26 protein-coding genes are annotated in these 26,015 nt (G+C 75.5%); 9 read left to right on the top strand and 17 right to left on the bottom strand.

Going from position 1 to position 26,015, the window contains the following annotated elements; genetic code table 11:
- Window positions 1-29: 29 nt before the first annotated feature.
- A complete protein-coding gene (gene ligD / locus PH190_RS03325; protein WP_274230080.1) occupies window positions 30-1,064 on the bottom strand; it encodes a non-homologous end-joining DNA ligase in 1,035 nt (344 codons plus the stop codon).
- Window positions 1,065-1,075: 11 nt separating this feature from the next.
- A complete protein-coding gene (locus tag PH190_RS03330; protein WP_274230081.1) occupies window positions 1,076-1,540 on the bottom strand; it encodes a MarR family winged helix-turn-helix transcriptional regulator in 465 nt (154 codons plus the stop codon).
- 48 nt (window positions 1,541-1,588) lie between these two features.
- Here PH190_RS03330 and PH190_RS03335 point away from each other — a divergent pair, with 48 nt between their 5' ends.
- The 4 genes from PH190_RS03335 to PH190_RS03350 all read left to right on the top strand — a co-directional run bounded on the left by PH190_RS03335 (window position 1,589) and on the right by PH190_RS03350 (window position 3,786).
- Window positions 1,589-1,936: a hypothetical protein gene (locus PH190_RS03335; protein WP_274230082.1), complete on the top strand. Its 348-nt coding sequence runs from the start codon at window positions 1,589-1,591 to the stop codon at window positions 1,934-1,936.
- 28 nt (window positions 1,937-1,964) lie between these two features.
- On the top strand, window positions 1,965-2,390 hold the full coding sequence (msrB, locus tag PH190_RS03340) for a peptide-methionine (R)-S-oxide reductase MsrB (protein ID WP_274230083.1): 426 nt from the start codon (window positions 1,965-1,967) through the stop codon (window positions 2,388-2,390).
- Window positions 2,391-2,441: 51 nt separating this feature from the next.
- Window positions 2,442-3,197: a class I SAM-dependent methyltransferase gene (locus PH190_RS03345; RefSeq protein WP_274230084.1), complete on the top strand. Its 756-nt coding sequence runs from the start codon at window positions 2,442-2,444 to the stop codon at window positions 3,195-3,197.
- Window positions 3,198-3,366: 169 nt separating this feature from the next.
- A complete protein-coding gene (locus tag PH190_RS03350; protein WP_274230085.1) occupies window positions 3,367-3,786 on the top strand; it encodes a PH domain-containing protein in 420 nt (139 codons plus the stop codon).
- Here the strand turns inward: PH190_RS03350 and PH190_RS03355 are convergent.
- The 5 genes from PH190_RS03355 to hemE form a co-directional block, all read right to left on the bottom strand.
- On the bottom strand, window positions 3,776-4,081 hold the full coding sequence (locus tag PH190_RS03355) for a hypothetical protein (protein WP_274230086.1): 306 nt from the start codon (window positions 4,079-4,081) through the stop codon (window positions 3,776-3,778). The two genes, PH190_RS03350 and PH190_RS03355, sit on opposite strands and share 11 nt — an antisense overlap.
- A gap of 102 nt (window positions 4,082-4,183) precedes the next feature.
- Window positions 4,184-4,876 (bottom strand): hydrogen peroxide-dependent heme synthase, encoded by a 693-nt coding sequence (gene hemQ / locus PH190_RS03360; protein ID WP_274230087.1) that lies wholly within the window; start codon window positions 4,874-4,876, stop codon window positions 4,184-4,186.
- 26 nt (window positions 4,877-4,902) lie between these two features.
- Window positions 4,903-6,255, bottom strand: coding sequence for a DUF2252 domain-containing protein (locus tag PH190_RS03365; RefSeq protein WP_274230088.1), 1,353 nt, complete (start codon window positions 6,253-6,255; stop codon window positions 4,903-4,905).
- A 74-nt stretch (window positions 6,256-6,329) separates the two neighbouring features.
- On the bottom strand, window positions 6,330-7,802 hold the full coding sequence (hemG, locus tag PH190_RS03370) for a protoporphyrinogen oxidase (RefSeq protein WP_274230089.1): 1,473 nt from the start codon (window positions 7,800-7,802) through the stop codon (window positions 6,330-6,332).
- On the bottom strand, window positions 7,799-8,887 hold the full coding sequence (gene hemE, locus PH190_RS03375; protein ID WP_274230090.1) for a uroporphyrinogen decarboxylase: 1,089 nt from the start codon (window positions 8,885-8,887) through the stop codon (window positions 7,799-7,801). The genes hemG and hemE overlap by 4 nt, the downstream gene beginning before the upstream one ends.
- 211 nt (window positions 8,888-9,098) lie before the next feature.
- On the opposite strand from hemE, the gene PH190_RS03380 reads away from it, so the two are divergent.
- From PH190_RS03380 to PH190_RS03390, 3 genes are all read left to right on the top strand, one after another.
- Window positions 9,099-9,704: a DUF3000 domain-containing protein gene (locus PH190_RS03380; protein ID WP_274230091.1), complete on the top strand. Its 606-nt coding sequence runs from the start codon at window positions 9,099-9,101 to the stop codon at window positions 9,702-9,704.
- A gap of 458 nt (window positions 9,705-10,162) precedes the next feature.
- Entirely contained in the window at window positions 10,163-10,858 is a 696-nt protein-coding gene (locus PH190_RS03385) for a response regulator (RefSeq protein WP_116706142.1), read from the top strand.
- A 191-nt stretch (window positions 10,859-11,049) separates the two neighbouring features.
- Window positions 11,050-12,339 (top strand): ribonuclease D, encoded by a 1,290-nt coding sequence (locus tag PH190_RS03390; RefSeq protein WP_420791564.1) that lies wholly within the window; start codon window positions 11,050-11,052, stop codon window positions 12,337-12,339.
- On the opposite strand, the gene PH190_RS03395 is transcribed toward PH190_RS03390, so the two are convergent.
- From PH190_RS03395 to PH190_RS03430, 8 genes are all read right to left on the bottom strand, one after another.
- The gene (locus tag PH190_RS03395) at window positions 12,327-13,478 is read right to left on the bottom strand and encodes a sensor histidine kinase (RefSeq protein ID WP_274230092.1); all 1,152 of its coding nucleotides are present in this window, start codon (window positions 13,476-13,478) and stop codon (window positions 12,327-12,329) included. The genes PH190_RS03390 and PH190_RS03395 overlap by 13 nt on opposite strands.
- Before the next feature lie 120 nt (window positions 13,479-13,598).
- Window positions 13,599-14,270, bottom strand: coding sequence for a response regulator transcription factor (locus PH190_RS03400; RefSeq protein ID WP_274230093.1), 672 nt, complete (start codon window positions 14,268-14,270; stop codon window positions 13,599-13,601).
- Between the two features lie 51 nt (window positions 14,271-14,321).
- Window positions 14,322-16,310, bottom strand: coding sequence for a 1-deoxy-D-xylulose-5-phosphate synthase (gene dxs / locus PH190_RS03405; RefSeq protein ID WP_274230094.1), 1,989 nt, complete (start codon window positions 16,308-16,310; stop codon window positions 14,322-14,324).
- Window positions 16,311-16,419: 109 nt separating this feature from the next.
- Window positions 16,420-17,007: a class I SAM-dependent methyltransferase gene (locus tag PH190_RS03410; RefSeq protein WP_274230095.1), complete on the bottom strand. Its 588-nt coding sequence runs from the start codon at window positions 17,005-17,007 to the stop codon at window positions 16,420-16,422.
- An 85-nt stretch (window positions 17,008-17,092) separates the two neighbouring features.
- Window positions 17,093-18,439: a M20 metallopeptidase family protein gene (locus PH190_RS03415; protein ID WP_274230096.1), complete on the bottom strand. Its 1,347-nt coding sequence runs from the start codon at window positions 18,437-18,439 to the stop codon at window positions 17,093-17,095.
- Window positions 18,436-19,617: an amidohydrolase family protein gene (locus PH190_RS03420; RefSeq protein ID WP_274230097.1), complete on the bottom strand. Its 1,182-nt coding sequence runs from the start codon at window positions 19,615-19,617 to the stop codon at window positions 18,436-18,438. The genes PH190_RS03415 and PH190_RS03420 overlap by 4 nt, the downstream gene beginning before the upstream one ends.
- Window positions 19,618-19,661: 44 nt before the next feature.
- On the bottom strand, window positions 19,662-20,870 hold the full coding sequence (locus PH190_RS03425; RefSeq protein WP_274230098.1) for a class I SAM-dependent RNA methyltransferase: 1,209 nt from the start codon (window positions 20,868-20,870) through the stop codon (window positions 19,662-19,664).
- A 5-nt stretch (window positions 20,871-20,875) separates the two neighbouring features.
- Window positions 20,876-23,008 carry an APC family permease gene (locus PH190_RS03430; RefSeq protein ID WP_274230099.1) on the bottom strand — a complete coding sequence of 711 codons (2,133 nt, stop codon included), beginning with the start codon at window positions 23,006-23,008 and terminating at the stop codon, window positions 20,876-20,878.
- Window positions 23,009-23,218: 210 nt separating this feature from the next.
- On the opposite strand from PH190_RS03430, the gene PH190_RS03435 reads away from it, so the two are divergent.
- Window positions 23,219-23,884: a potassium channel family protein gene (locus tag PH190_RS03435; protein WP_274230100.1), complete on the top strand. Its 666-nt coding sequence runs from the start codon at window positions 23,219-23,221 to the stop codon at window positions 23,882-23,884.
- Window positions 23,885-23,886: 2 nt separating this feature from the next.
- On the top strand, window positions 23,887-24,555 hold the full coding sequence (locus tag PH190_RS03440) for a potassium channel family protein (RefSeq protein ID WP_274230101.1): 669 nt from the start codon (window positions 23,887-23,889) through the stop codon (window positions 24,553-24,555).
- 24 nt (window positions 24,556-24,579) lie between these two features.
- On the opposite strand, the gene PH190_RS03445 is transcribed toward PH190_RS03440, so the two are convergent.
- Together PH190_RS03445 and PH190_RS03450 are read right to left on the bottom strand one after the other, a co-directional pair.
- Window positions 24,580-25,200: a DUF3159 domain-containing protein gene (locus PH190_RS03445; protein WP_274230102.1), complete on the bottom strand. Its 621-nt coding sequence runs from the start codon at window positions 25,198-25,200 to the stop codon at window positions 24,580-24,582.
- A gap of 387 nt (window positions 25,201-25,587) precedes the next feature.
- Window positions 25,588-25,962 carry an OB-fold nucleic acid binding domain-containing protein gene (locus tag PH190_RS03450; RefSeq protein WP_274230103.1) on the bottom strand — a complete coding sequence of 125 codons (375 nt, stop codon included), beginning with the start codon at window positions 25,960-25,962 and terminating at the stop codon, window positions 25,588-25,590.
- Window positions 25,963-26,015: the final 53 nt, after the last annotated feature.

A 26,015-nucleotide genomic window follows, 5' to 3' on the forward strand; every position in this document is an offset into this window, starting at 1 on the left:
GGGATCGGGGTCGGGAGGCGGAGGGCTCCTCACCGGACGGTCTTGCCGGTGGTGTCCGCCCGGCTGCGGCTGGGCTGCACGCGCTTGGGCTCGCCCGGCATCTTCGGGTACTCGGGCGGGTAGGGCAGGTCGCCCAGACCGTGGTCGCGCTGGTCGCGCTCGACCCACTCCAGGACGGTCGCAAGGCTCCCCGGGGCGTCGTGCAGGCCCGCGAGGGCGTCGCCGCGCTCGGCGAGGACGCCCGCGGCGGTGAGGACGTCGAAGTCGTCGGGGTCGACCTCGGGCAGGTCCTCCCAGCGCAGCGGCATCGACACCGTCGCCCGCGGGGTGCCGCGCACCGACCAGGCCGAGGCGATCGTGCGGTCGCGGGCGGCCTGGTTGTAGTCGAGGAACACGCGTTGCCCGCGCTCCTCCTTCCACCAGTCGACCGTGGCCTCGGTCGGGACGCGCCGGCACACCTCGCGGGCCAGGGCGATCACCGCGCGGCGCACGCCGACGAAGTCCCACTCCGGGCGCACCGGGACGAGCACATGGATGCCGCGCCCGCCGGAGGTCTTGGGACGTCCGTGCAGGCCGGCGTCGTCGAGGACCTCGCGCAGCACGCCGGCCACGCGCACGGCGTCGGCGAAGTCGGTGCCGGGCTGGGGGTCGAGGTCGATGCGCAGCTCGTCGGGCTGGTCGACCTCGCCGCGGCGCACGGGCCACGGGTGGAAGTCGAAGGTGCCGAGGTTCGCGGCCCACGGCAGCACCGCGGTCACCGTCGGGCAGATCTCCGTGGCGGAGCGCCCGCTGGGGAAGCGGACGTCGACGGTCTCGACCCACTCGGGAGCGCCCTTGGGCACCCGTTTCTGGTAGAAGAACTCGCCGGTCACGCCGTCGACGAACCGCTTGAGGTGCGTGGGGCGCTCGTAGAGGACGGCGAGCAGCGGCTCGCGGACCGCCACGTAGTGCTCGACGACCTGCCGCTTCGTGATCCCGCGGTCCGGGAAGTAGACCTTGTCGGGATTGGTGACGCGGACGGTCAGCCCGTCGACGTCGATCTCCTCGGCCGGGGACTTCGCCACGACGCGGAAGGCTAGCCGGTCAGGCCGTTCTCGTCGGCCGCGCGCAGCCGGTCCGCGAGGGCCTGGAGCTCCTGGCGCAGCCGGACGATGTCCTCGATCCCCATGCCCGTCTCCGCCTGGACCCGACGCTGCACGGCGAGCACGGGCTCGCGCAGGGCGTCCCCCTCCGCCGTGCACGTCACCTCGACGGTGCGCTCGTCCTCGGGGCGCCGGCGGCGCACCACGCGGCCGCGCTCCTCGAGGCGCTGCAGCAGCGGCGAGAGGGTGCCGCTGTCGAGGTGCAGCTCCCGGCACAGCGTCCCCATCGTCGTGGGGCCGTGCTCCCAGAGCACGAGCAGCACGACGTACTGGCTGTAGGTCAGCCCCAGCGGGGCGAGCCCGCGCCGGTAGGACGCGGCGATCGCCCGCGAGGCGTCGTGCAGCGCGAAGCACAACTGGGTGTCGAGGGTCGTGCACGCCGAGGTGTCCGTGCTCATGACCCAATGGTAGGCCCGACGGGAAGGGCCGCGGGTTACCGTGGGTCGATGAGCGCGTCGAAAGCCCCAGGTGGGGGCCGCTCCGGCTCCCCCGATCAGGGTCCGGACGAGCCCGCGGGCCCGCACGGACGGTTCGCCGACGACCTCGTCGGTCTCGATCCCGACGACCCCGAGGCGCGCGCCTTCGCCGCGCACCTCGATCGGATTGAGCAGACCGGGCCGGCCGCGTTCACCGTGGAGGGGCAACTGGCAGGGGTCCGCGACTTCGCCGAATCCGCCAACCGGGCGGACGGCCCGCGCCGGCTCGCCGCGGTCGTGCTCGTCGCCCTGGTCCTCCTCGGCACCGGCTTCGTGATCTTCGAGGTCCTCGAGGTGGTCCTCGGCACGGCCCTCTGAGACGTGCACGACGTATTAGCCTGGATGCATGAGCAGTGACGCCTCGATCGGCACCCCGAAGGTCAGCAAGTCCGACGCCGAGTGGCGCGAGCAGCTGACGCCGGAGGAGTACCAGGTGCTGCGGCAGGCGGGGACGGAACGCCCGTTCACCGGTGAGTACGACGAGGTCTTCACCGAGGGCGTCTACTCCTGCCGCGCCTGCGGCGCCGAGCTCTTCCGCTCCGAGACCAAGTTCGCCTCCCACTGCGGGTGGCCGTCGTTCTACGCGCCCTCGGCCGACGACAACGTGATCCTGCGCGAGGACCGCTCGATGGGCATGGCCCGCGTCGAGGTCCTCTGCGCGACCTGCCACTCGCACCTGGGCCACGTGTTCAGCGGCGAGGGCTACGGCACGCCCACCGACCAGCGCTACTGCATGAACTCGGTGAGCCTGCGCCTCGAGCCCGCGAGCTGAGGTCCCCGGGGCACCCGGCCGGCTGAGGCGGCCCGCTACGGTCGTCGGCCGATGTCCACGACCACGCGCACCCTCGGCCGTGATCTCGGCCGTGACCTCGGCCGCGACCTGGGCCGCCGCCTCGCCCGCCGGCTGCACCCGGTCCAGCCGCGCCGGCTGCTCGTCGCGGCCGGCCGGCAGCTCTCCCCCCGCCACCTCACCGGCCTGCGCACCGCCCTCGGCGCGCTCGAGCAGGGCAGCTGGATGCGGAGCCTGGAGCTGCGCGTCCCCAACCGCGGCGACCGGTTCGCGGTGTTCGCCGAGATCGTCGAGCGCCTGCGCTCGCCGCGCCCGCTCTACCTCGAGTTCGGCGTGCACGAGGGCCGCACGCTGCGCTGGTGGAGCGAGCACCTCGCGACGCCGGGCGCGCGCATGATCGGGTTCGACAGCTTCGACGGCCTGCCCGGCGACTGGCACCCCGACGCCCCCGCGGGCAGCTTCGCCACCGGGGTGGTGCCGCGGATCGACGACCCGCGGGTCGAGATCGTGCCCGGCTGGTTCGCCGACACGCTGCCGGGCCGGGCGCTGCCGCCGCACGACGAGCTCGTCGTCAACGTCGACTGCGACCTCTACTCGAGCACGCGCGAGGTGCTCGACTGGCTCGAGCCCCACCTGCGGCCGGGCACGCTCGTCTACTTCGACGACCTGTTCGACCACGACGCCGAGCTGCGCGCCGTGTGGGAGTGGGTGGACGCCCACCCAGAGACCGTCCGTCCGCTGTCGATGGCGCGCTGGGGGCAGCACCTGCTCCTCGAGTACCGCGCCTGATCCACCCCGCCACCCCTGCTCCGTCCGGCGCAACGCACGCGTCCACCGCGACGCATTCCGCGCGGCGACCGGTGTCCGACACCACCGCCGGGAGCCGCCGACGGGCAGGATCGTTAGTGTCGGAGGACGGCCAGCCCGCCTCCGCGCCGGAGAGAGGACGATGCCGTCGATGGGCCATCCGCTGCGTCCCCGCACCACGGACGACCACCCCCGCCGTCCGCACCCGCTGTCCGCGCGGCTGCCGCGGTTCGACGAGACGGTGCAGTACGACGTCATCCGCGACACGCTGATGCCCGAGGAGCAGATCGACGGCGTCTACGCCAGCGACAGCGCCGGCATCGCGCTGTGCGGCATCACCAACCGCCGGGTGATCCTGCTCGACACCGCCTTCCCGGGCGGGCGCGCGGCGCTCATCACCGCGCCCTACAGCCGCATCACCACGGTGTCGTACGTGTCCGCCGAGGACGAGCCGATCTTCTCGAACACCGTGGCGATCCAGGTCGGCCGGACGTTCTACGAGGTGACGTGCCGCGGCCCGGAGCAGGCCGCGGAGATCCACGACCTCATCACCTGGCACCTCATCGACTGAGGGCGAGCACCCCGGACGACGGGGCGAGCAGCTCCTCGACACCGGCCGCGGCGATGCCGCGCTCGCGGGCGACGCGCACCACGTGGTCGGTCAGCGCCGGCCAGGTGCAGATCACGGTGTCGACGTCACGACCGACGAGCTCGCCGACGCGGGCGGCGACGCGCACGCCGATGTCGCGGCCGGGCTCGAGCAGCAGGCGGTCGACCAGGTGCACGTCGGTGACGCCGGGCGCGTACTCCGCGAGGAGGCGGCGGGCCTCCCGGACGTGCGCCGACGCGACGTGAAGGAAACCCACGGTCGCCACACACGGAATATGACAGGTCGCGTTGCGTGAAGCGAGGACTTGATCGATGTACGGCTCGTCCGGTACGGCGGACGGCGTCCGGTTGCCGCCGGACTACGGCAGAGAGGTGACGAGCTGCCCCGGTGACACCCGCGGGCCGGTGAAGAACGGGATCTCCTCCCGCACGTGGCGGCGGGCCTCGGTGGCGCGCAGGTCGCGCATGAGGTCGACGATCCGGTCGAGCTGGTCGGCCTCGAACGCGAGGATCCACTCGTAGTCGCCGAGCGCGAACGCGGGCACGGTGTTGGCGCGGACGTCGGCGTAGCCCCGGGCGGCCTTGCCGTGGTCGGCGAGCATGGTGCGCCGCTCCTCGTCGGGCAGCAGGTACCAGTCGTAGGAGCGCACGAAGGGGTAGAGGCAGAGGTAGCCCTTGGGCTCCTCGCCCGCGATGAACGCCGGCACGTGGCTCTTGTTGAACTCCGCGGGCCGGTGCAGCGCGGTGCCCGACCACACCGGGGTCGACGCGCGCCCGAGCGCGGTGCGGCGCAGCGCCGAGTAGGTGGCCTGCAGCGACTCGATGTCCGGCGCGTGGGTCCAGACCATCCAGTCGGCGTCGGCGCGCATGCCCGCGAGGTCGTAGAGACCGCGGACGGCGACGCCCTTGCCGTCGGCCTGCTCGAGCACGCCGGCGAGCTCGTCGCCGAGGGCCGCGCGGTCCTCGGGCAGGCGCGCCGGGTCGGTGCGGAACACCGACCACATGGCGTAGCGCAGGGTCGAGTTCAGCTCGTCGTAGTTCAGCCGGGCCACGCGCTCCATGGTGCCACCGGCACCGATCAGAGGGACTCCTCGGCGCTGGAGACGCCGGGCACCTGGTCGGCCCGGAACGCCTCGACGAAGCGGCGGTGGTCGTCGCGCACGATGTCGGCGTAGTCGCGGGCGAACGCCACGAGGTCGGCGACGAAGTCGTCCTCCCGCTCCCCGACCACCCCGAGCAGGGCGTCCTCGACCTGCCCGGTGACCAGGCCCTGCTCGGCGTCGGCGTCGGAGACGCAGTGGGCCCGGGCGGTGGCGCGCCCGAGGTGGTGCAGGACGTCGCGCAGGTCGCGGGGCTCGGTGAGGTCGTCCCAGTCGAGGTCGTTCTCGTACGGCGAGAGCTCGGCGACGACGTAGCCGACGCCGCGCATCTCGGTCCAGCCGAGCAGGCGGTCGGCATGGGCCTGCAGCGCGCGCCGCGACAGGGCGGTGCGGTGGCCGTGGTGGGTGAACCAGGAGGCCACCTCGGGGTCGTCGACGACACGGCTCGGCGCGGCCCGCACCGCCTGCTTCATCGACAGCACGATGTCGTTGTCGAGCGCCTCGTTCGGGCCCTCGATGAGCACGTTGTAGGCCGGCAGGCCCGCGCTGCCGATGCCGAAACCGCTGCGCCCGACGACGTCGTGCACGCCGTACGCCGTGTCCGGCCACCGCTTGGCGTGCGGGATCGTGCCGAGGTAGCCCTCGTAGGCCGCGAGCACCTCCGCGCGCTCCTCGTCGTCGAGGCGGCGCACCCCGGGGCCGGCGCGGAACACCCGGTCCTCCCCCTCGATCTCGGTGACCGCGTCGAGCAGGGCCCTCCGGCTGCTCTCCCGCGAGCGCTGCAGGGCCTCGCGGATCGGGCCGTCGGTGTTCCGCCGGGTCAGCGCGAACTCCCGCTCCCCCGAGCCGCCCGAGAACGAGCGGACCGCGGCGAGGTAGGAGCGCAGGTAGGTGGCGTTGAGCGCGTCGATGTCGCCGTCGGAGAACGCCTTGGACCAGCCGAGCAGGGCCACGCTCGCCACGAGCCGGCGCAGGTCCCAGGTCCACGGGGCGACGTAGGCCTCGTCGAAGTCGTTGACGTCGAAGACCAGCACGCCGTCGCCGTCGAGGTAGGTCCCGAAGTTCTCGGCGTGCAGGTCGCCCTGGATCCACACGCGCCGGGTCTTGTCGTCGACCCACGGGTCCTCGAGGCGCGCGACGTCGGCGTAGTAGAGCGGCGCGCTGCCCCGGTAGAAGGCGAACGGCTCGACGGCCATCTTGCGGAACTTGTTGCGGAACGCCGCGGGCGACTCCGTCATGAGGTCGGAGAACGCGTCGGCGAGGGTGTCGACGATGTGGCGGGTGCGGGCGTCGTCGTCGCGCGCCCCGAGGTCTCCGGCGAGATCGGTCACGGCGAGCATCCTGGCGTGGCACGGGGTCGGGGGGAACGACCGGCGTAGTCCGGACGGGAACGACCGGACGGCAGCTACCGGACGGTGGTCGCCGCGAGGTGCTCCGCGACGCGGCGGGCCGCGGCGTCGGCGGTGGCGAGGCAGGCCGGCACGCCCACGCCGTGCAGCGCCGCCCCGGCCACGGCGAGCCCCGGCAGCGCGGCGACGCCGGACTCGATGGCGGCGACCCGGTCGAGGTGACCGACGCCGTACTGCGGCAGCCCGCCGGGCCAGCGCACGACCGCGGACTCGACGGGGACCTCCTCGATCCCGGTGAGGGCGGCGAGGTCGCTGCGGGCGGCGCTGACGAGGTCGTCGTCGTCGCGGCGCAGCGCGGCCAGGGAGCCGGGGTCGCCGTGGCGGCCGATCGACAGGCGCAGGACGGCGGTGGCGTCGGGGTCGCCGGTGTCGTGCGGCGCCAGGTGCGGCCACTTCTCGCTGCTGAACGTCGTCGCCTTGATCGTCCAGGGCAGGCCGTCCGGGCGCCGCTCCCCCGCCCCGACGAGCACCCCCGAGCGCCCGGCGAGCGGGCCCGCCGCGGCCGCGGGCAGCGCGAGGACCACGAGCGCCGAGGACGCCAGCTCGATCTCGCCGGCGGCGCGCGCGGCACCGGGCGCGTGGTCGGCGAGCAGGCGGCGCACGGCCGGCGCGGGCACGGCGAGCACGACGGCGTCGGCCTCGACCGGCGCGTCGTCGGTGATCTCGGCGCGCCAGCCGTCGGGGGTGCGGGCGAGCGCGGTGACCGTCCGTCCGAGGCGGAGGTCCGCGCGGGCGGCGAGGGCCAGGGTGGCGGGGAGGTCCGCGAGCCCCCCGCGCAGGGTGCCGAAGACCGGGGCGCGCCCGGGGCTGGAGCTCGGCGCGCCGGTGGCGACCGGCGGCGCGGCCTCGGCGGGCGGGGCCGGCAGGCACGCGCGGGCGGCGGCGAGCAGCGAGCGCGGGTCGGCGTCCAGGGCGGCGGCCAGCGCGGGCACGGTGGCGCGCAGGCCCAGCCCGTCGGCGTGCCCGGCGTAGACGCCGCCCAGCAGCGGGTCGACGAGCCGGTCGGCGACCTCGTCGCCCAGCCGCGCCCGCACCAGCGCGCCCACGGCGACGTCACCGCCGGGCTCCCAGTCGCCGGGGCGGTCGGCCCGCAGCGCCGCGAGACCGGCGGGCGAGAGGGCGTCCGCGGCGACGTCGGGGTCGCCCGGCACGCCCATGACCGTGCGCGGGGGCAGCCCGACGGTCCGCCCGCCCACGCGCAGGCCCGAGGCGGCGGGTCCGGGGTGCACGAGCTGGTCGTCCAGGCCGAGCTCGGCGATCCGCGCGCCCGCCTCGGGGCGCCGGGCCAGGAACGCCTCGGCGCCCACGTCGACCCGCCGCCCGCCGATCTCCATCGCCGCGAGCTTCCCGCCCAGCGAACGGGCGGCCTCGACGACGACGATCTCGGCGTCGGGCCCCAGGAGGGTGCGCAGCCGGTGGGCCGCGGCGAGCCCGGAGACCCCGCCGCCGACGACGAGGACGCGGGTCACGGCAGCGCGGTGGCGTGCACCAGGTCGACGACGCGGGCCAGGGCGTCGGGGTCGGTCTCGGGCAGCACCCCGTGCCCGAGGTTGAACACGTGGCCCGCGGCCGCCTCGCCCTCGGCGAGGATGCGCCGGACCTCGCGGGCGACGACGTCCTCGCCGGCGAACAGCAGCGCCGGGTCGAGGTTGCCCTGCAGCGCGGTGCCCGGCGCGACGCGGGTGGCGGCGACGTCGAGCGGGATCCGCCAGTCGACGCCGACGACGTCCGCGCCGGCCTCCCCCATCGCCCCGAGGAGCTCGCCGGTGCCGACGCCGAAGTGGATGCGGGGCACGCCCGCGTCGGCGAGGCCGGCCAGCACCCGCGTCGAGTGCGGCAGCACCAGCTCGCGGTAGTCGCGCTCGGACAGGGCCCCGGCCCAGGAGTCGAAGAGCTGCACGGCGTCGACCCCGGCCTCGACCTGGGCGCGCAGGAACGTCAGCGTGGTGTCGGCGAGCACGGAGCACAGCGCGTGCCAGGTCTCGGGCTCGGCGTGCATGAGCGCCTTCGTGCGCTCGTGGTTGCGGCTCGGCCCGCCCTCGACGAGGTAGGAGGCGAGCGTGAACGGGGCGCCGGCGAAGCCGATGAGCGGCGTCTCGCCCAGCTCGCGGACCAGCAGGCGCACGGCCTCGGCGACCGGGGCGACGCCCGCCCCGTCGAGGGCGGGCAGCGCGGCGACGTCGGCGGCGGTGCGCACGGGGTGCTCCACCACCGGCCCCGTGCCCGCGACGATGTCGACGCCGACGCCGGCGGCCCGCAGCGGCACCACGATGTCGGAGAAGAGGATCGCCGCGTCGACGCCGTAGCGGCGCACCGGCTGCAGGGTGATCTCGCAGGCGAGGTCGGGGGTCAGGCAGGCCTCGAGCATCCCGGTGCCCTTCCGGACCTCGCGGTACTCCGGCAGCGAGCGCCCGGCCTGCCGCATGAACCACACCGGCCGGTGGGTCGGGCGCTCCCCGCGCGCGGCGGCGAGGAAGGGCGAAGCGGGCAGGTGCCGGCGCCCCGCAGACGCGTCGGCGTGGACGTCCGTGGTCACGATTCCTGCCCTGCTCATGGTGTCCCCATCCTCCCACGTCGTCCTCGCGCGCCGCCGCGTGTGCCGGGTGGTCGCAGCGAGGGACGCCCCGGCTGCGTGGCACGCAGCGAAGGACGCCCTCGCCCGGCTCGGGGTCGGGACGCCCGGGACGGGAGGGACGGAGGTGCACGTCCGGGGCGTTCGGCGTGGGAGGTGCCGGGAAGAACCCGTTCGGCCTACTGTCGTCGAGGTGACGGCGCCCACCACCCACCCCGAGACCTTCCGTCGCGCGGTGGACTCGCTCGACGGTCTCCCGACGCGCGCGGAGATCGAGCTGCGGACCATGCGCCCGCCGCAGCGCCTCGCCCCGTACTCCGCCGCCTGGAGCGCCGAGGTGCTCGCGAGCGCCCCCGCGCCGGGCACCGGCGAGGTCGACGACGCCGAGGTCGTGGTGACCGGACGCCTCGTGCTGCTGCACGACCCGGAGGGCCAGGACGCCTGGGACGGGACGCTGCGCGTGGTGACGTTCGTGCGCGCCGAGCTGGACCCGGAGCACGCCGGCGACCCGATGCTGCCCGAGGTGGCGTGGTCCTGGCTGACCGGCGCGCTGGAGGACTCGGGCGCGGCGTGGACGGCGCTGGGGGGCACCGTGACCCAGACCGCCTCGGTCCGCTTCGGCGACATCAGCGGCCCGACCCACGCGACCGACCTCGAGCTGCGCGCGTCGTGGACGCCGACCGAGGAGGTCCTCAGCGCGCACGGCGAGGCGTTCGCGGGTGTCCTCGCGATCGCCGCGGGACTTCCGCCGGTGGGCGTGACGACGCTCGGTGCCCGGCGCGCCGGCCGATCTGGTTGAGCATTCTCCCGGTACCACCGGTATCGATGTCGGAATTTTTTTCGCACTTCCGCAGGTCATCGTGCCCATTCCCCGGGCTGAACAGCCTGCCGTCCGATCAGCCCGAGGACGCTGCGTCCGTCACGCCAACACGTTGGGTCGTTGGTTGCAGCAGCCCTGGGGCGGTCGGCGCTACTCGATACTCTCCGTAGCAGCAGTTACACCGAGTGTCACCACGAGACGATTTCGTGGAGTCTGTCCACTCCAAAGGGTGACCGCGACCGCGTAACACGCGAAACTCCACCGAGCGAAGTTGGCCCTGATGCTCTCGTTAACTCGCCCGGGGGGATATCTTCTCTCGCACGCACTTCCTCGTCCGATCGGCGGCGCGGTCGTTGGGACGAGGGCCAGGGTGCGTTATGTCGGGGGGCAAGACCGACTTCTAGGAGGTACTCGACGTGGCAACCGTGGGCCCAGGCATGGCCCTTCGCGGCGTCGCGAGCGGCTTGCTGCCGCCGGCCATGGTCCCGCATCCGCGGGAAGAGATGTTCACCGTGCTGGTGGTCGACGACCACCCGCTGTTGCGTGAGGCCATCGCGCAGCGGCTCTCCTCGATGGGCGCGGGCACCGTCCACGAGGCGGCCTCGATCTCCGAGGCCCGCACGCGGGCGCTGGCCTCCGGGCCGTGCGACCTCGCGATCCTCGACCTCGGCCTGCCGGACGGCAGCGGCCTGGACCTGATCGCGGAGCTCCGCGCCCAGGGCTGGAACCGTGTCGTCGTGCTGGCGGCCTCCGACGACCCGTCGGCGGTCCGTGCGGCCTTCCAGGCCGGCGCCCAGGCGTACCTGCTCAAGTCGGCGTCGCCCGGTGTGGTCACCGACGGCGTGCGCCGGGTCCTCGAGGGCGGCCTCTACGCCGACCCGTCGGTCGCTCCCCTGCTCGCGGCGGGCACCCGCGTGCCGGCCACCGACAACACCCCGCGGGAGCTCTCGGCCCGCGAGGTCGAGGTGCTGCAGCTGGTCGCCGACGGCCGCTCCAACAAGGAGATCGGTGACGCGCTGAGCCTCTCGGCGCTGACGGTGAAGAGCCACCTCTCCCGCATCGGGCGCAAGCTCGGCACGGGTGACCGGGCACAGATGGTCGCGCTGGCCATGCGGGCCGGCGTCATCCGCTGAGCGCGAGGGCGAGCGGGCCGACCACCTCTCACACGGGGCCGTCGGCCGGGTCGTCGCACGACGGTCGGTCCACGGACCCCGCCGGGGGCACCGGCGGGGTCCGTGACCGGTCACCCTCCGCGCGCGACACACCCGCGAGTTCCTCGCCATCGCGTGCCGAACGGGGTGGTGAGGGGCACACTCCTGCGTCCGTGGCCCCTGATCCCTCGCCGAGCGAGCCGACCGAGACCGCCGAGGTCGTCGACGACGACCCGGCGGTGGTCGACCTGCTCGAACCGGCCGAGGGCGTACCGCCGCTCGTCACCGACGCGGCCGCGCTGGCGGACGCAGCGGCCTCGCTGGCCGGCGGAACGGGTCCCGTGGCCGTCGACGCCGAGCGGGCGTCGGGCTACCGCTACTCGGCCCGCGCCTACCTGGTGCAGCTGCGCCGCGAGGGCGCTGGCACCGTGCTCGTCGACCCCATCGCCTGCGGCGGCGACCTCCGGGTGGTCGACGAGGCCCTGCGCGGCGTCGAGTGGGTGCTGCACGCGGCGTCGCAGGACCTCGCGTGCCTCGCCGAGGTCGGCATGCGCCCGGACTCGCTGTTCGACACCGAGCTCGCCGGACGCCTCGTCGGCTACCCGCGCGTCGGGCTCGGCCCGCTGACCGAGCACCTGCTGGGCGTGCGGCTGCAGAAGGGCCACGGCGCCGCCGACTGGTCCCGCCGCCCGCTGCCCGCGGAGTGGCTCACCTACGCCGCGCTCGACGTCGAGCTGCTCGTCGAGCTGCGGGACGCCGTCGCCGCCGACCTCGAGCGCCAGGGCAAGACCGCCTGGGCGGAGCAGGAGTTCGAGGCCGTGCGCCTCGCCCCTCCCCCGCCGCCGCGCGCCGAGCCGTGGCGGCGCACCTCCGGCCTGCACAAGGTCCGCCGGCCCGCGCAGCTGGCCGTGGTCCGCGAGCTGTGGGGCTCCCGCGACGAGCTCGCCTCCACCCGCGACGTCGCCCCCGGTCGGCTGCTGCCCGACGCGGCGATCGTCGACGCGGCGCTGCGGGAGCCCACCGGCCGCGACGACCTCGTCGGTATGCCCGTGTTCCGGGGGCGTGCCCAGCGCCGCCTCGCCGACCGCTGGTGGTCGGCGATCGCCCGGGCCCGCGCCCTGCCGAAGGCGGGGTGGCCGGCGTCCGCCCCGGCGCAGGACGGACCGCCGCCCGCGCACCGCTGGGGCGACAAGGACCCGGCCGCGGCCGCCCGCCTCGCCGCCGCCCGTGCCGCGCTCGCGGGGCTCTCCGAGCGCACCGGCACGCCGGTCGAGAACCTCGTGACCCCCGACCTCGTGCGCCGCCTGTGCTGGGCGCCGCCCGAGTCGCTCGCGCCCGACGCGGTGGCCGGCGCGCTGCGCGACCTCGGCGCGCGCCCCTGGCAGGCGGAGCTCACCGCCCCGCTGCTGGCCGAGGCGCTGCACGCGGTGCCGGCGGAACCCTCCGGACCTCAGGAGTCCTGAGCCCGCGGCAGCACCACGTCGACGGTCAGCCCGCCGCCCGCGACCGGCTCGGCCACCGCGCGCCCCCCGTGCGCGCGGGCCACGGCGCGCACGATCGACAGGCCGAGCCCCGTGCCGCTGCCGGTCCGCCCGGCGCCTCGGCGGAAGGGCTCGAAGAGCTCGGCGACCATCGCGGGCGCCACCACGGGCCCCGACGACGACACCGACAGCACGGCGTGCCCGTCGTCGACCCGCGTGCGCACGGCGAGCCAGCCGCCCTCGACGTTGTGGCGCACGGCGTTCTCGAGCAGGTTGCCCGCCACCCGCCCGAGCAGCGCGGCGTCGCCGGCGACCCCGGCGGGGGCGAGCTCGGTGTGCACGGTCAGGTTCCGGTCGCGGGCCTCGGCGCGCACGGCGTCCAGGGCACCGGGCACGGTCTCGGCGAGGTCGACGGGGTCGCGCGGCACGGCGTCGGCGGCCTCGGTGCGCGCGAGGAACAGCAGGCCGGCGACGAGGTCCTCGGCGCGGCGCGTGGCGTCGCGGATGACCTCGCCCATGCGCCGCAGCTCGGCGGCGTCGGCGTCCGGGTCGGCGAGGGTCACGTCGACCTCGGTGCGCAGGACCGCGAGCGGGGTGCGCAGCTCGTGGCTCGCGTTGGCCACGAACCGCTGCTGGGCGTCGAACGCGGCCTGCAGCCGGTCGAGCATCGCGTCGAACGTGGCCGCGAGCTCGGCGACCTCGTCGCGCGGGCCGGTCAGCCCGATGCGGGCGTCGAGGGACTCCGCGGACAGGCGCTGCGCCGTGGCCGTGACGTCGTGCAGCGGGCGCAGCACCCGCCGGACCGTCACCCACGAGATCAGCGCCGCGGCGACGACGACCATCGCGAACGCCAGCGCGCCGATGCGCAGCACCTCGACGCGGGCGGCCCGGCCGAGCGCGTCGGCCAGCTCCCCGGCGGGCACGCGCACCCCGTCGACCATCACCGGCGTGTCCGGCGGCAGCTGCGGCACCGCGGCGACCACCTGGCCGACCAGCACCCAGCCCAGCCAGACCAGCAGCACCGCGACCACGGCCACCAGCCCGGTCGCCAGCAGCGTCAGGCGCAGGCGGAGCCCCGGGCCGCGGCGCGGCACGGGCGACGCGGTGGGGGCGGTGGACACGGTCCGACGCTACGGCGTCCCCCGGATGGCCGCCGTGAGCCCCCGGTACCGCTCATGATCGACGTCCCGACACGGACGTCGGATCAGAGGAGCACGCCGGGGGCACGTCGCCGGCACGGCTCAGACGGTGGCGGGCGCCTCGGCCGGCACGCGGTAGCCCGAGCCGACGACGGTGTCGATGATGCCGGGCTCGCCGAGCTTCTTGCGCAGGGTCATGACGGTGACCCGCACGGTGGTGGTGAACGGGTCGGCGTTCTCGTCCCACACCCGCTCGAGCAGCTCCTCGGAGCTGACGACGGCGCCGCGCGCGGCCATGAGCACCTCGAGCACCCCGAACTCCTTGCGCGTGAGCTCGAGGGCGGTGCTGCCGCGGGTCACCGTGCGCTTGGCCGGGTCGAGCACGACGTCGGCGGCGCGGAGCACCGGCGGCACGGCCGGGGTCGCCCGCCGGCCCAGGGCCCGCAGGCGCGCCACGAGCTCCGGGAAGTCGAAGGGCTTGGGCAGGTAGTCGTCCGCGCCGAGCGCGAGGCCCTCCACCTTGTCCCGCAGCGTCCCGCTCGCGGTGAGCATGATGACGCGGGTGACGCCGCCGACGATCTCGGCGCACAGCTCGTCGCCGGAGCGCCCCGGCAGGTCGCGGTCGAGCACGACGACGTCGTAGCGGGTGACGCCGACCTTCTCGCTGCCCTCGTCACCGTCGTACGCGACGTCGACGGCCATGCCCTCGCGACGCAGCCCCCGCGCGAGCGCGTCGGCCAGGGCCTGCTCGTCCTCCACGATCAGTACTCGCACGCCTCCACGGTGCCACAGGTCACCTGAGCGGTCGCTGAGAGGAAGCCCAGGTCAGCGTGCGAGATCCGCGTCCGGGACGGTCAGCGTCTCGCGGCCCGAGACCCACTCCGTGACCTGGCGGGCGACGTCGGCGTCGGTGAGCCCCGCCGCCGCGAGCACCTGGCCCCGCGAGGCGTGCGCGAGGAACTCCTGGTCGAGCGCGAGGCGGCGCACCGGCACGTCGACCCCGTCCTGGGAGAGCGCGTCGGCCAGCGCCGAGCCCACGCCGCCGTGGCGCCCGCCGTCCTCGACGGTGACGACCAGGCGGTGCTCGCCGGCGAGGGTCCGCAGCGCCTCGGGCACCGGCTGCACCCAGCGCGGGTCGACGACCGTGACCCCGATCCCCTGCGCCGTGAGCCGCTCGGCCGCCTGCACGCCGAGCTCGCCGAACGCGCCGACGCACACGAGCAGGACGTCGGGGACGTCGGGCAGCGCGGCGTCGGGCAGGCGGTCGACCGCGGTGGGCCGGGGCGCGGCGCGCGAGGGGCGCTGCGGCTCGGCGAGGACGTCGACGCGGCCCGGGCCGCTCGCCGGGCCCAGCGTGCGCAGCGCGGGCACCGACGCCGGCACCGCGCCCTTCGACCAGCGCAGCGCCGTCGGGCCGTCCTCGATGGCGACGGCCTCGCGCAGCTCCTCGCGCAGGGTGACCGCGTCGCGGGGCGCGGCGACCCGCAGACCGGGCACGATCCCGAGGATCGACAGGTCCCACATCCCGTTGTGGCTCGCGCCGTCGCTGCCGGTGACCCCGGCGCGGTCGAGCGCGATGGTGACCGGGGCGCGGTGCAGCGCGACGTCCATGAGCAGCTGGTCGAACGCGCGGTTGAGGAACGTCGAGTAGATCGCGACGACCGGGTGCAGGCCGCCCGCGGCGAGCCCGGCGGCCGAGGTCATCGCGTGCTGCTCGGCGATGCCGACGTCGAACAGGCGCTCGGGGTAGGCCTCGCCGAACGCCGCGAGCCCGGTCGGGCCGCCCATCGCCGCGGTGATCGCGACGACGTCCGAGCGCTCCCGGCCCAGCTCGAGCATCGACTCGGTGAACACCGAGGTCCAGTCCACCGGCTTCGGGCCGACCGGCAGCCCGGTGCCCGGGTCGAGGGGCCCCGGGGAGTGCATGAGGTCCGCCTCGTCGGCCTCGGCCGGCGCGAACCCGCGGCCCTTGGCCGTCACCGCGTGCACGACCACCGGCCCGCCGAAGTCGCGGGCGCTGCGCAGCGCGTGCTCCATGGCGGCGACGTCGTGGCCGTCGACGGGGCCGAGGTACTTCAGCCCGAGGTCGGCGAACAGCGGCTGCGGGGACAGGGCGTCCTTCACCCCGGCCTTCGCCGCGTGCAGCGCCGAGTACAGCGTCGACCCGAGCACCGGCAGCCCCTGCACCGCGCGCTTGCCGTGCTCGAGCACCTGCTCGTAGCGGGGCAGCAGGCGCAGCGAGGTGAGCTTGCGCGAGAGCCCGCCGATGGTCGGCGAGTAGGAGCGGCCGTTGTCGTTGACGACGATCACCACGGGCCGGTCCGGGGCGGCGGCGATGTTGTTCAGCGCCTCCCAGGCCATGCCGCCGGTGAGCGCGCCGTCGCCGACGACGGCCACCACCGCGCGGTCGCGGCCGGTCAGGGCGTCGGCCTTGGCCAGCCCGTCGGCCCACGAGAGGGCCGTCGAGGCGTGGGAGTTCTCGACCAGGTCGTGCTCGCTCTCCGACCGGCTCGGGTAGCCCGACAGGCCGTCGCGCTGGCGCAGGCCGTCGAAGTCCCCGGCGCGCCCGGTGAGGATCTTGTGCACGTAGCTCTGGTGGCCCGTGTCGAAGATCAGCGCGTCGCGGGGCGAGTCGAACACCCGGTGCAGCGCGAGGGTCAGCTCCACCACACCGAGGTTCGGGCCCAGGTGCCCGCCCGTGCGGCACACCTTGTCCACGAGGAACGCCCGGATCTCACCGGCGAGGGCGACGACCTCGTCCTCGTCCAGTCCGCGCAGCTCCGCGGGGGTGCGAACACGGTCCAGCAACGTCACGGGTCACCTCGGCTCGCCGGCGGAGTGCGTCGGGGGTGCGCGCACTGCTTCGGCGCGCCAGTCTACGGACGCGCGACGGCGCCGCAGTCCGCGCCGGATCGGGGACGGGTCAGCGGACCCGGGGCCGCCGGGCGACGTAGACGACGGCCGGCGGGATGTTCGCCATCACCGTGCGCGTGACGATGACCTCCTCGAAGTTCGCCTCGAGGTTGCGCTGCACCTTCCGGGCGTCCGGGAAGAACCGGATCCAGGCGTGGGCGAGCTGCGTCACCGCGCCGCCGGGCGCGGTGAGCCGGGCCAGCGGCTCGAAGATCGAGCGGCCGCGGCGCGGCGCCGTCGCGAGCCAGGGCAGCCCGGAGACGGCGAGGTCGGTGCGCACGCCCTCGTCGAGGAGGCGGTCGACGACGGCGTGGGCGTCGTCGCAGATCACCTCGACCTTGGGGTGGCGCTCGGCGAGCACCGCCGCCATCCGCGGGTTGAACTCGACGGCGATGTGGCGGCCGCGCCCGTGCAGCCGCTCCTGGATGACGTCGGTGACCTGGCCGGTGCCCGCCCCGAGGTCGAGCACGACCGGGTCACCGGTCTCCGGCAGCGGCGCGGCGGCCTGGCGGCAGAGGGGCGCGAAGCTGGGGACGAGGGACGCGACGTTGAACGGGTCGCGGAAGAACTCGCGGGCGAACGCCTGGATCTCGGTCACGGTGACTCGGCTCCGGGGTGCGGTGGGTGCGGTCGGGGACTGCGGGAACGGGCTCGGGGGGTCGGCCCGGGAGGGTGCTGAGGGACTACGGCGTGGATGCCGCGCTGGCCGCCGTGGTCTCGACGGCGCCGTCGGCGGGGGCGGCCGGGGCGACCAGGGCGGCGCCCGCGGCCGTGACGGCGGCGAGCAGGGCCCGTGCCACCTCGCCGACCATCGCGTCGTCCGGGGAGAACTCGGGGTGGTGCAGGCCCGGCCCGCTGCCGGGGGTGGTCCCGGCGGCGGCGGTGCCGACGAAGAGCATCAACGACGGCAGGACCTCACCGTAGTGGGAGAAGTCGTCGGCGCCGCAGGACCGGAACGTGGTGTCGAGCACGAGCCCGGTCGCGTCACCCGGCGGGGTGTGCCCGTCCCCGTCGACCCGGTCCTCGGCGCGCCGCGACCCCAGCGAGCGGGCCACGGTGCGGGCCAGGGCCTCGTCGTTGACGACGGCGGGCTCGTTGGGCACGACGGTCAGCGTCGCCTCGCAGCCGTGGGCGCGGGCGGTGCCCTCGACGACATCGCGCACCGCGGCGAGCAGCTCGTCGCGGTCGGCGTCGAGGGCCCGGACCGTGCCGCGGGCGGTGGCGGTCTCGGGGACGACGTTGGGCGCCGACCCGGCCTCCATCTGCCCGATCGTGATCACCCCGGCCGCCATGGGGTCGACGCGGCGGGACACGATGTGGTGCACGCTCGCGACCACCTGGGCCAGCGCCAGCACGGGGTCACGCGTGCGGTGGGGGTAGCCGCCGTGCCCGCCGCGGCCGTGCACCTCGATCTCGATCTCGTCGGCCGAGGCGTTCACCGGTCCCCCGCGCACCGACACCGTGCCGCGGGGCAGCTCGGGCTGGACGTGCACCCCGAGCACGGCCCCGACCCGGTGCGCGACGAACCCCGGGTCGGCGGCGACGTCGGCCGCGCCGGACGGGGCCTTCTCCTCCCGCGGCTGGAACACGGCGAGCAGCGGGGCGGGCACCCGGTCGGCGCCGCCCCGCGCCAGCGCCCGGACGACGGCGACCAGGGCGGCGACGTGCACGTCGTGGCCGCAGACGTGCGCGGCGCCGCCGGTCGCGCTGAAGGGCAGGCCGGTGCGCTCGACGACGGGCAGGGCGTCCAGCTCGGCGCGCACGGCGACCGCGGGCACCCCGGCGCCCGCGGGCGGGCCGAGGCGCAGCATGGTGCCGGTGCCGGCGACGGACGCGCCGGCCGCGCCCACGTCCACCAGGTCGCCGACCGCCTCGAGCACCAGGTCGCGGCTGTCGGCCTCGTCCCCGGACAGGCGCGGGTCGCGGTGCAGCGCGTGGCGCAGCGCGATCGCGGCGTCCAGCTCGGCGTCCAGCGCCGCGCGCAGGGCCGGGTCGACCGGGGGCGGGACGGCGGCGACCGGCCGGGTCACGCCGGCATCCGCCCGTAGACCCGGCGTGCGTTGTCGGTCCCGATCATGGTGGCCACCCGTTCGGCGTCGGCGGGCGCGAGCTCGTCGGTCGCGCAGAGGTGCTCCAATAGACCACCCAGCGCAGACCGGAACCGCAGTGCCCCCAGCAGGTGCAGCTCCGGGAGCCCGAAGGCGTCCGAGGAGTACAGCACCTTGCCGTAGGGCGCGAGCTCGAGCAGCTCGGCGACCACCGACATCGCCCGGGCCCCGATGTAGGGCACGGCGAGCCCGACGTCGACGTGCACCGTCGCGAACACCTGGGCGAGCCACGCCGCCTCGCGGTGGTACGGGTAGCAGTGCAGCAGCATCAGCGGCACGCCCAGCGGCTCGACGAGGCGGGCCAGGTCCACGAGCAGGGCGGGGTTGGCGCGGTGCAGGTCCTCGTCGGGGTCGCCGAAGCCGGTGTGCAGCTGCAGCGGCAGCCCGGTGTCCAGGCCCGCCCAGAGCCCGTGGCGCAGCAGGACCGGGTCGCGCAGCGGCTCGCCGGTGGTGGCGCGGCGGCGCAGCCAGCCGTCGGCCGCCTTCGTCACGTCGGCGGGCCCGGGACGGGTCGGGTCGACGTCGAGCCCGGCCCGGTAGGCGAGCACGCTCTTGCACGCCACGGGCACCGGGTGGCGGCCCTCGGCGGTCCGCGCGGCCACCTCCCGCGCCACCGCGTCGCCGTAGCCGGCGGCGGACACCCCGCGGTCGGCGACCTCCTCGGCCACCGCCTCCAGGCGCACCACCTCGCCGACCGACGCGCCGGCGGTGGCCCCGAGCTCGGCCGGCGAGAGCATCCCGTCGACCGCGAAGCCGTGGTCGACGAGCACCGCGCCCACCCCGGCGCCGCCGAGGAAGCGCTTCGTGACCTCGTCGGGGCCGAGCTCGGCGCGCCGGGCGAGGTAGTCGTCGGGCGCGACGTGCGGCGGCAGGTCGAGCGCGGGCGCGCACCAGCGCCGCACCGAGAACCCCAGCGCCGAGTCGAAGCTGCTGGTGCCCGCGGCCGGACCCGGGCCCTCGGTGAGCAGCGCCTCGAACCCCGCCCGGTCGAGCGCGTGGCCGACGACGCTGTGGCAGTGGTGGTCGACGAGACGGACCCCGTCGAGGAAGCTCACGGGGCCGGCGGGCACGAGACCCGCGCTGACCAGGCTGCCGCTCACCGGTGACTCCCTCGACGCCGCCGGGTCTTGTCTACCCGAGCGGCTCACGCCAGGAGCAGCGTTGCGACGCATTCGACGTGGTGCGTCATCGGGAACGCGTCGAAGGCGCGCAGGGCATCCAGCCGATAGCCGTGCTCCACGAGGGCCCCGACGTCGCGGGCCAGCGCGGCCGGGTCACAGGCGACGAGCACGATGCGTGCCGCCCCGCGCCCGGCGAGCTCGCCGGCCGGCCCGCGACCCAGGCCCTTGCGCGGCGGGTCGGCGACGATGACGTCGGGCGGACCGGGCAGCGCGCCCAGCACCTTCTCCACGCGGGCGCGCACCACCTGCACCGCGGGCAGGTCGGCGAGGCACTCCCCCGCCGCCGCGGTGGCGTCCGGGTCGCTCTCCACGAGCACCACCCGACCCTCGGGCCCGACGCGCTCGGCGAGCGGGGCGGCGATGAGGCCGGCGCCGCCGTAGAGGTCCCAGGCGCACGCGCCCGGCGCGAGGTCGCCGACGCCCTCGAGCACCGCGTCCACCACGGCGTCGGCGGCGTGCGGGTGGACCTGCCAGAACGCGGCCGCGGGCAGCGTCCAGGTGCGACCGGCGGCCCGCTCGTGCGCGGTGCCGCTGCCGATCTCGGGGTGCCGGGCGCCCTCGAACAGCTCGGCGGCGTGCACCTCGCCGTCGGCGTCGCGCACCACCTCGACCTCGGCGGTCGGCGTCCACTCCCGCTCCAGCACCGGCAGCAGGGCCCCGGGCGCGGCGATCGGGCAGTCGCCGACGGGCAGCACCTCGTGACTGCGGTGCGCCCGTAGGCCGGGGCGGCCGTCGTCGGTGACCGCCATCCGCATCCGCGTGCGCCAGTCCAGCGGCCCGCCGGGCAGCTCCTCGACGACGACCTCGCGCTCGATCCCGGCCAGGCGCGCCAGCTGCTCGGCGACCACCGTCGCCTTGAGCGCGCGCTGCGCCGCCGGGGTCGCGTGCTGCCAGTCGCAGCCCCCGCACCCGCCGGGCCCGGCCCAGGCGCACGCCGGCTCGACCCGATCCGGGGACGCGGTGAGCACCCCCACGGCGTCGGCCCGGCAGAACGAGCCGCCGCCGTCCTCGGTGACCACGGCCCGCACCCGCTCGCCGGGCAGGGCGTGTCGCACGAACACGACCCGGCCCTCGTGGCGAGCGACGCAGTGCCCGCCGTGGGCCACGGGGCCGACGTCGACCTCGAGGAGACGGTCGGTCCAGTCGAGGGTCTCGGCCGTCGCGGGCTCCACCGCGCTCACCGGGGGCGCGCCGGGGTCTCGTCGCGACCCGCCGGGCCACCCGGGCCACCCGAGCGGGCCGGGCCGCGGTCGGTCGACACGGGGTTCGGCGGCGGGGCGGGCGCGGCCTGCGCCGGCGCGGCCCCGTTCACGGGCTCGTAGCCGCGGCGCGCCGACCCCGGCGCCCCCGGCGGGCGGCGCGCGGCGGCGCGCTTGGACGACTCCAGCTGCCACGGCACGCTGACCACCATCACCCCGGGCTGGAACAGCAGCCGCCCCTTGAGGCGCAGCGCACTCTGGTTGTGCAGCAGCTGCTCCCACCAGCGGCCCAGCACGTACTCCGGGATGAACACCGTGACCACGTCACGCGGGTTGTCGGTCCGGATCCGCTTGACGTACTGCAGGATCGGCTTGGTGATCTCGCGGTAGGGCGACTCGACGACCTTGAGCGGCACCGGGATGTCCCGCTTCTCCCACTCCGCGACCAGCGCGCGGGTGTCGCCGTCGTCGACGTTGACCGTCAGCGCCTCCAGCACGTCCGGCCGGGTCGCCCGGGCGTAGGCGACGGCGCGCAGGGTCGGCATGTGCAGCCGCGAGATCAGCACGATCGCGTGGTTGCGGCTGGGCAGCGTGCTCGTCATGACCTCGGGGGCGGCGATCTCCTCGCTGACCCGGTCGTAGTGCCGGCGGATCGCCAGCATCATGAGGAACGCGAGCCCGCCGGCGACGATGGCGATCCAGGCGCCCACCACGAACTTGGTCACCAGCACCACCAGCAGCACCGTGCCGGTCATGGCCGTGCCGAAGCCGCTGACCCACCGCGAGCGCCGCAGCCGCGCCTGCTCTCCCGCGTCGGTCTCGGTGCGCAGCAGGCGCGTCCAGTGCCGCACCATCCCGGTCTGGGACAGCGTGAACGAGACGAACACACCGACCGTGTAGAGCGGGATCAGCGCGGTGACCTCGGCGGAGAACCCGACGACGAGCACGACCGCGAAGAAGGCGAGGAAGAGGATCCCGTTGGAGAAGGCCAGGCGGTCGCCGCGGGTGTGCAGCTGGCGGGGCAGGTAGCGGTCCTGGGCGAGGATCGAGCCGAGCACCGGGAAGCCGTTGAACGCCGTGTTCGCCGCCAGCACGAGGATGAGCGCGGTGAAGATCGTCACCGCCCAGAAGCCCGGCGGGAAGCCGTCGAACACCGTGCGCGCGAGCTGCGCGACCAGCGTCTCCTGCCGGTAGTCCGCGGGGGCCCCGACGAGCTGCTCGCCCGGCCGCTCGGCCATGACGACGCCCGACGCGCGGGCCAGGTAGATCATCCCGGAGAACAGGAACACCGCGATGAGCCCGAGCATCGCGAGCGTCGTGGCGGCGTTGCGGGACTTGGGCTTGCGGAACGCCGGCACGCCGTTGCTGATGGCCTCGACGCCGGTCAGCGCCGCGCAGCCCTGGGTGAAGCTGCGCAGGACGAGGAAGACCAGGGCGAGCTGGGTGAGGTCGTCGGTGGAGTCGCCGCCGCCCTCGGGCAGGACGCCGAACCCGGCGCTCGGGGCGACGAGGTCGTCGCCCAGGGCCAGCTGCGTCGCGCCCCACACGATCATCCCGACCATGCAGACGATGAAGCAGTAGGTGGGGATCGCGAACGTCACACCCGACTCGCGCACGCCGCGCAGGTTGATCGCCGTGAGCACGAGGATCGCGGCCACCGCGAAGAGGACCTTGTGGTCGCCGACGACCGGGATGAGGGCGCCGAGGTTGTCCGCCGCCGAGGACACCGACACGGCCACGGTGAGCGTGTAGTCGACGAGCAGGGCGCTGGCGACGGTGAGCCCGGCGTAGCGGCCGAGGTTGACCGTCGCGATCTCGTAGTCGCCGCCGCCCGACGGGTAGGCGTGCACGTTCTGGCGGTAGCTGACGATCACCGTCGCGAGCACGACGACGACCGCGACGCCGACCCAGGGCGAGAGCGCGTAGGCGCCCAGCCCGGCCAGCGACAGGGTGATCAGCACCTCCTGCGGGGCGTACGCCACCGACGACAGGGCGTCGGAGGCGAACACCGGCAGGGCGATGCGCTTGCGCAGCAGGGTGCCCTGCAGTGCGTCGCTGCGGAACGGCAGACCGAGCACGAGGCGCTTGGTCGCCGTGGCGAGCTTGGACACGAGGAAAGCGTAGGCGCGTCGCGGCCCGGGGGTGCACCCGACGTGGCCTGCCGTGACGCGCCCCGATGTGACGGCTCCGGCGGCCGGTCGGGCGATACGGTGCGCACCGCTCACCGGGTACACCGGGACACGTCGGGACGGCGGGCACGAGTCGGGGAGGCACACCGGTGCGTGGGGACGACAGCGTGGGGACGACATGGCGGTGACGCGGTGCACATCGTCGTGATGGGCTGCGGGCGCGTGGGGTCGTCCCTCGCGCTCGCCCTCGAGCGGCTCGGCCACGGCGTGGCCGTCATCGACCGCGACCCGCAGGCGTTCCGGCGCCTCGGCAGCGACTTCCACGGCCAGGAGGTCGTCGGCACCGGCTTCGACCGCGAGACGCTGACGGCGGCGGGCATCCACCGCGCCGAGGCGTTGGCCGCGGTCTCCTCCGGCGACAACTCCAACATCATCGCCGCGCGCGTGGCCCGCGAGACGTTCGGCGTCTCCCACGTCGTGGCCCGCATCTACGACGCCAAGCGCGCCGCGGTCTACGAGCGGCTCGGCATCCCGACCGTCGCGACCGTGCCGTGGACCACCGACCGGCTGCTGCGCATGCTGCTGCCCGACGGCGTCGCCACCGCCTGGCGCGACCCCTCGGGCACCGTGGCGATCATGCAGCTGCACTTCCACGAGGACTGGTCGGGCCGGCCCGTCACCCAGCTCGAGGAGGCCACCGGCAGCCGCGTGGCGTTCATCGTGCGGTTCGGCACCGGGCTGCTGACCACCAGCGAGACCGTGCTGCAGGCCGAGGACGTCGTCTACGCGGCCGCGGTCAGCGGGACCGTCGCCGCCGTCACGGCCGCCGCGGCGGCCTCCCCGGAGAGGGCGGAGTAGCCATGCGTGTGACCGTGGCGGGGGCCGGGGCGGTCGGGCGCTCGATCGCCGCCGAGCTCGTCGAGGCCGACCACGAGGTCATGCTCATCGAGCGCGACCTCGCCCACGTCGAGCCGGAGGCCGTGCCGCAGGCCGAGTGGGTGCACGCCGACGCCTGCGAGCTCGCCTCGCTCGAGGAGGCGCGCCTGCAGGGCTGCGACGTCGTCATCGCCGCGACCGGCGACGACAAGGTCAACCTCGTGGTCTCGCTGCTCGCGAAGACCGAGTTCGCGGTGCGCCGGGTGGTCGCGCGCGTGAACGACCCGCGCAACGAGTGGCTGTTCAACGACGCCTGGGGCATCGACGTCGCCGTCTCCACCCCGCGCATGCTGGCCGCGATGGTCGAGGAGGCCGTGTCGGTCGGCGACCTCGTGCGCCTGCTGACCCTGCGCCAGGGCACGGCGAACCTCGTCGAGGTCACGCTGCCCGCCAACACCCCGCTCGCCGGGCGCGCCGTCCGCGAGGTGCCGCTGCCCCGCGAGGCCGCGCTCGTCGCGATCCTGCGCGGCGGGCGCGTGATCGTCCCCCAGCCCGACGACCCCATCGAGCCCGGCGACGAGATGATGTTCGTCGCGGGCGAGGACGTCGAGGAGGAGATCCAGCGGGTCCTCAAGGGCGAGCCCGCGGAGTAGCAGCGAACGCGCTGTTCGCTGCCTCTAGGCGCGCGAACGGCGCGGTGATCTCCCGCGCGGGGCAGCCCGAACGTCCGCCGGGGCCCGGCGACTGCGCCGGATGGCCCACACCGTGACGGCGGCGGCCAGCGCGGCCAGCGGCACGCCCATCGCGATCCGCACCCAGCCGAGCCACGTGTCGGCGTAGACGGAGTCGTAGAGCCAGCGCTGGACGACGAACCGGGCGCCGAACACGGCCACCCACGCGAGCGAGGCGATGTCGTAGGCGCGCAGGATCCGCGGGTCGCGCCGCCAGTCCTGGCCCTCGCCGTTGACGAGGTGCCAGATCACGCCGACCAGCGGCCGGCGCACCAGCACCGAGACCAGGAAGACCCCGCCGTAGACGAGGCTCGTCCAGATCCCGAGCAGGAAGAAGCCCCGGGCCTCGCCGGTGCGCCAGGCGACGAACGCGCACACCGCGACCCCGAGCAGGCCCGACAGCGCGGGCTGCACGGCCTCGCCGCGCATGAGCCGCCACGCCGCCACGGCGACCGCGGACACGACCGCGGCGACGATCGACGCCACGAGGTTGCCGGCGATCGCCTGGACCACGACGAACACCACGACGGGCACGCCCGAGGACACGATCCCCGAGATGCCGCCCATCTGGTCGAGCAGCGTGGGCGTGCGAGGCGCGGGGGCCTCGTCCGCGTCGCCCGCCTCGCCCGCCTCGTCCGCCGGCCCCAGGGGCGCGCGCGGCTCCTCGGCGGCCGGCTCGCCGCCACCCGCCGGCGCGAAGTTCTCCGTCGGCGGGTCCGCGCGCCGCAGGTCGACGGGGCCGGTCGGGGGGTCGACCTCGTCGGCGGGGCGGCGCTCGGGGTGGCGCTCGGAACGGTGCCCGGGCAGGGGCTCGGGGAGCGACGAGGAGCGCGTCTCGGGTCGGATGGCGGTCTCCCGGGGGACGGCGGGCCCGTGCTTGCGGCGCCCGCGACGGCCGGCGGCCGGTGCCCGCCACGGTACGACCCGCGGCGCGGCCGCGGCGCCGGGCCGGTGTCAGTGGGCGAGCTGCAGCTCGTAGTACGGGTTGTAGATGACCTTGCGCCCGTCGCGGACGGCCACCCGGCCGCTCGCGCGCACCGTGCGGCCCGGCTCGATGCCGGGGATGCGGCGCCGACCCATCCAGACGAGGGTGACGCCGTCGGTGCCGTCGAACAGCTCGGCCTCGAGCGTGGCGACCGAGCCGCGCGGACAGATCTCCACCGAGCGCAGGCGGCCCTTGACGGTCACCGCCTCGCCGGTGCTCGAGTCGCACGCCCGGTCACAGCCCGAACGGACGGCCTCGGCGGACAGGTCGTCGGCGTCGAGGTCACCGACGTCGGAGGTGAGCCGACGGACCATGCGACGCAGGAACCCGGTCTCGGCGCTCATGTGTGTGCTCCCGTGCGACGCCGCTGCAGAGCACCCCGAGCGGGCACCCTCGG

Source organism: Actinomycetospora straminea (assembly GCF_028737255.1).
GTDB classification, from domain to species: domain Bacteria; phylum Actinomycetota; class Actinomycetes; order Mycobacteriales; family Pseudonocardiaceae; genus Actinomycetospora; species Actinomycetospora straminea.

Bases quoted from the DNA above. Each gene is read 5' to 3' on its own strand.
- PH190_RS03330 (WP_274230081.1), bottom strand. From the start codon at position 1,540: ATGAGCACGGACACCTCGGCGTGCACGACCCTCGACACCCAGTTGTGC.
- PH190_RS03335 (WP_274230082.1), top strand. From the start codon at position 1,589: ATGAGCGCGTCGAAAGCCCCAGGTGGGGGCCGCTCCGGCTCCCCCGAT.
- msrB (WP_274230083.1), top strand. From the start codon at position 1,965: ATGAGCAGTGACGCCTCGATCGGCACCCCGAAGGTCAGCAAGTCCGAC.
- PH190_RS03345 (WP_274230084.1), top strand. From the start codon at position 2,442: ATGTCCACGACCACGCGCACCCTCGGCCGTGATCTCGGCCGTGACCTC.
- PH190_RS03350 (WP_274230085.1), top strand. From the start codon at position 3,367: ATGGGCCATCCGCTGCGTCCCCGCACCACGGACGACCACCCCCGCCGT.
- hemE (WP_274230090.1), bottom strand. From the start codon at position 8,887: ATGAGCAGGGCAGGAATCGTGACCACGGACGTCCACGCCGACGCGTCT.
- PH190_RS03385 (WP_116706142.1), top strand. From the start codon at position 10,163: ATGGCCCTTCGCGGCGTCGCGAGCGGCTTGCTGCCGCCGGCCATGGTC.
- PH190_RS03440 (WP_274230101.1), top strand. From the start codon at position 23,887: ATGCGTGTGACCGTGGCGGGGGCCGGGGCGGTCGGGCGCTCGATCGCC.
- PH190_RS03445 (WP_274230102.1), bottom strand. From the start codon at position 25,200: ATGGGCGGCATCTCGGGGATCGTGTCCTCGGGCGTGCCCGTCGTGGTG.
- PH190_RS03450 (WP_274230103.1), bottom strand. From the start codon at position 25,962: ATGAGCGCCGAGACCGGGTTCCTGCGTCGCATGGTCCGTCGGCTCACC.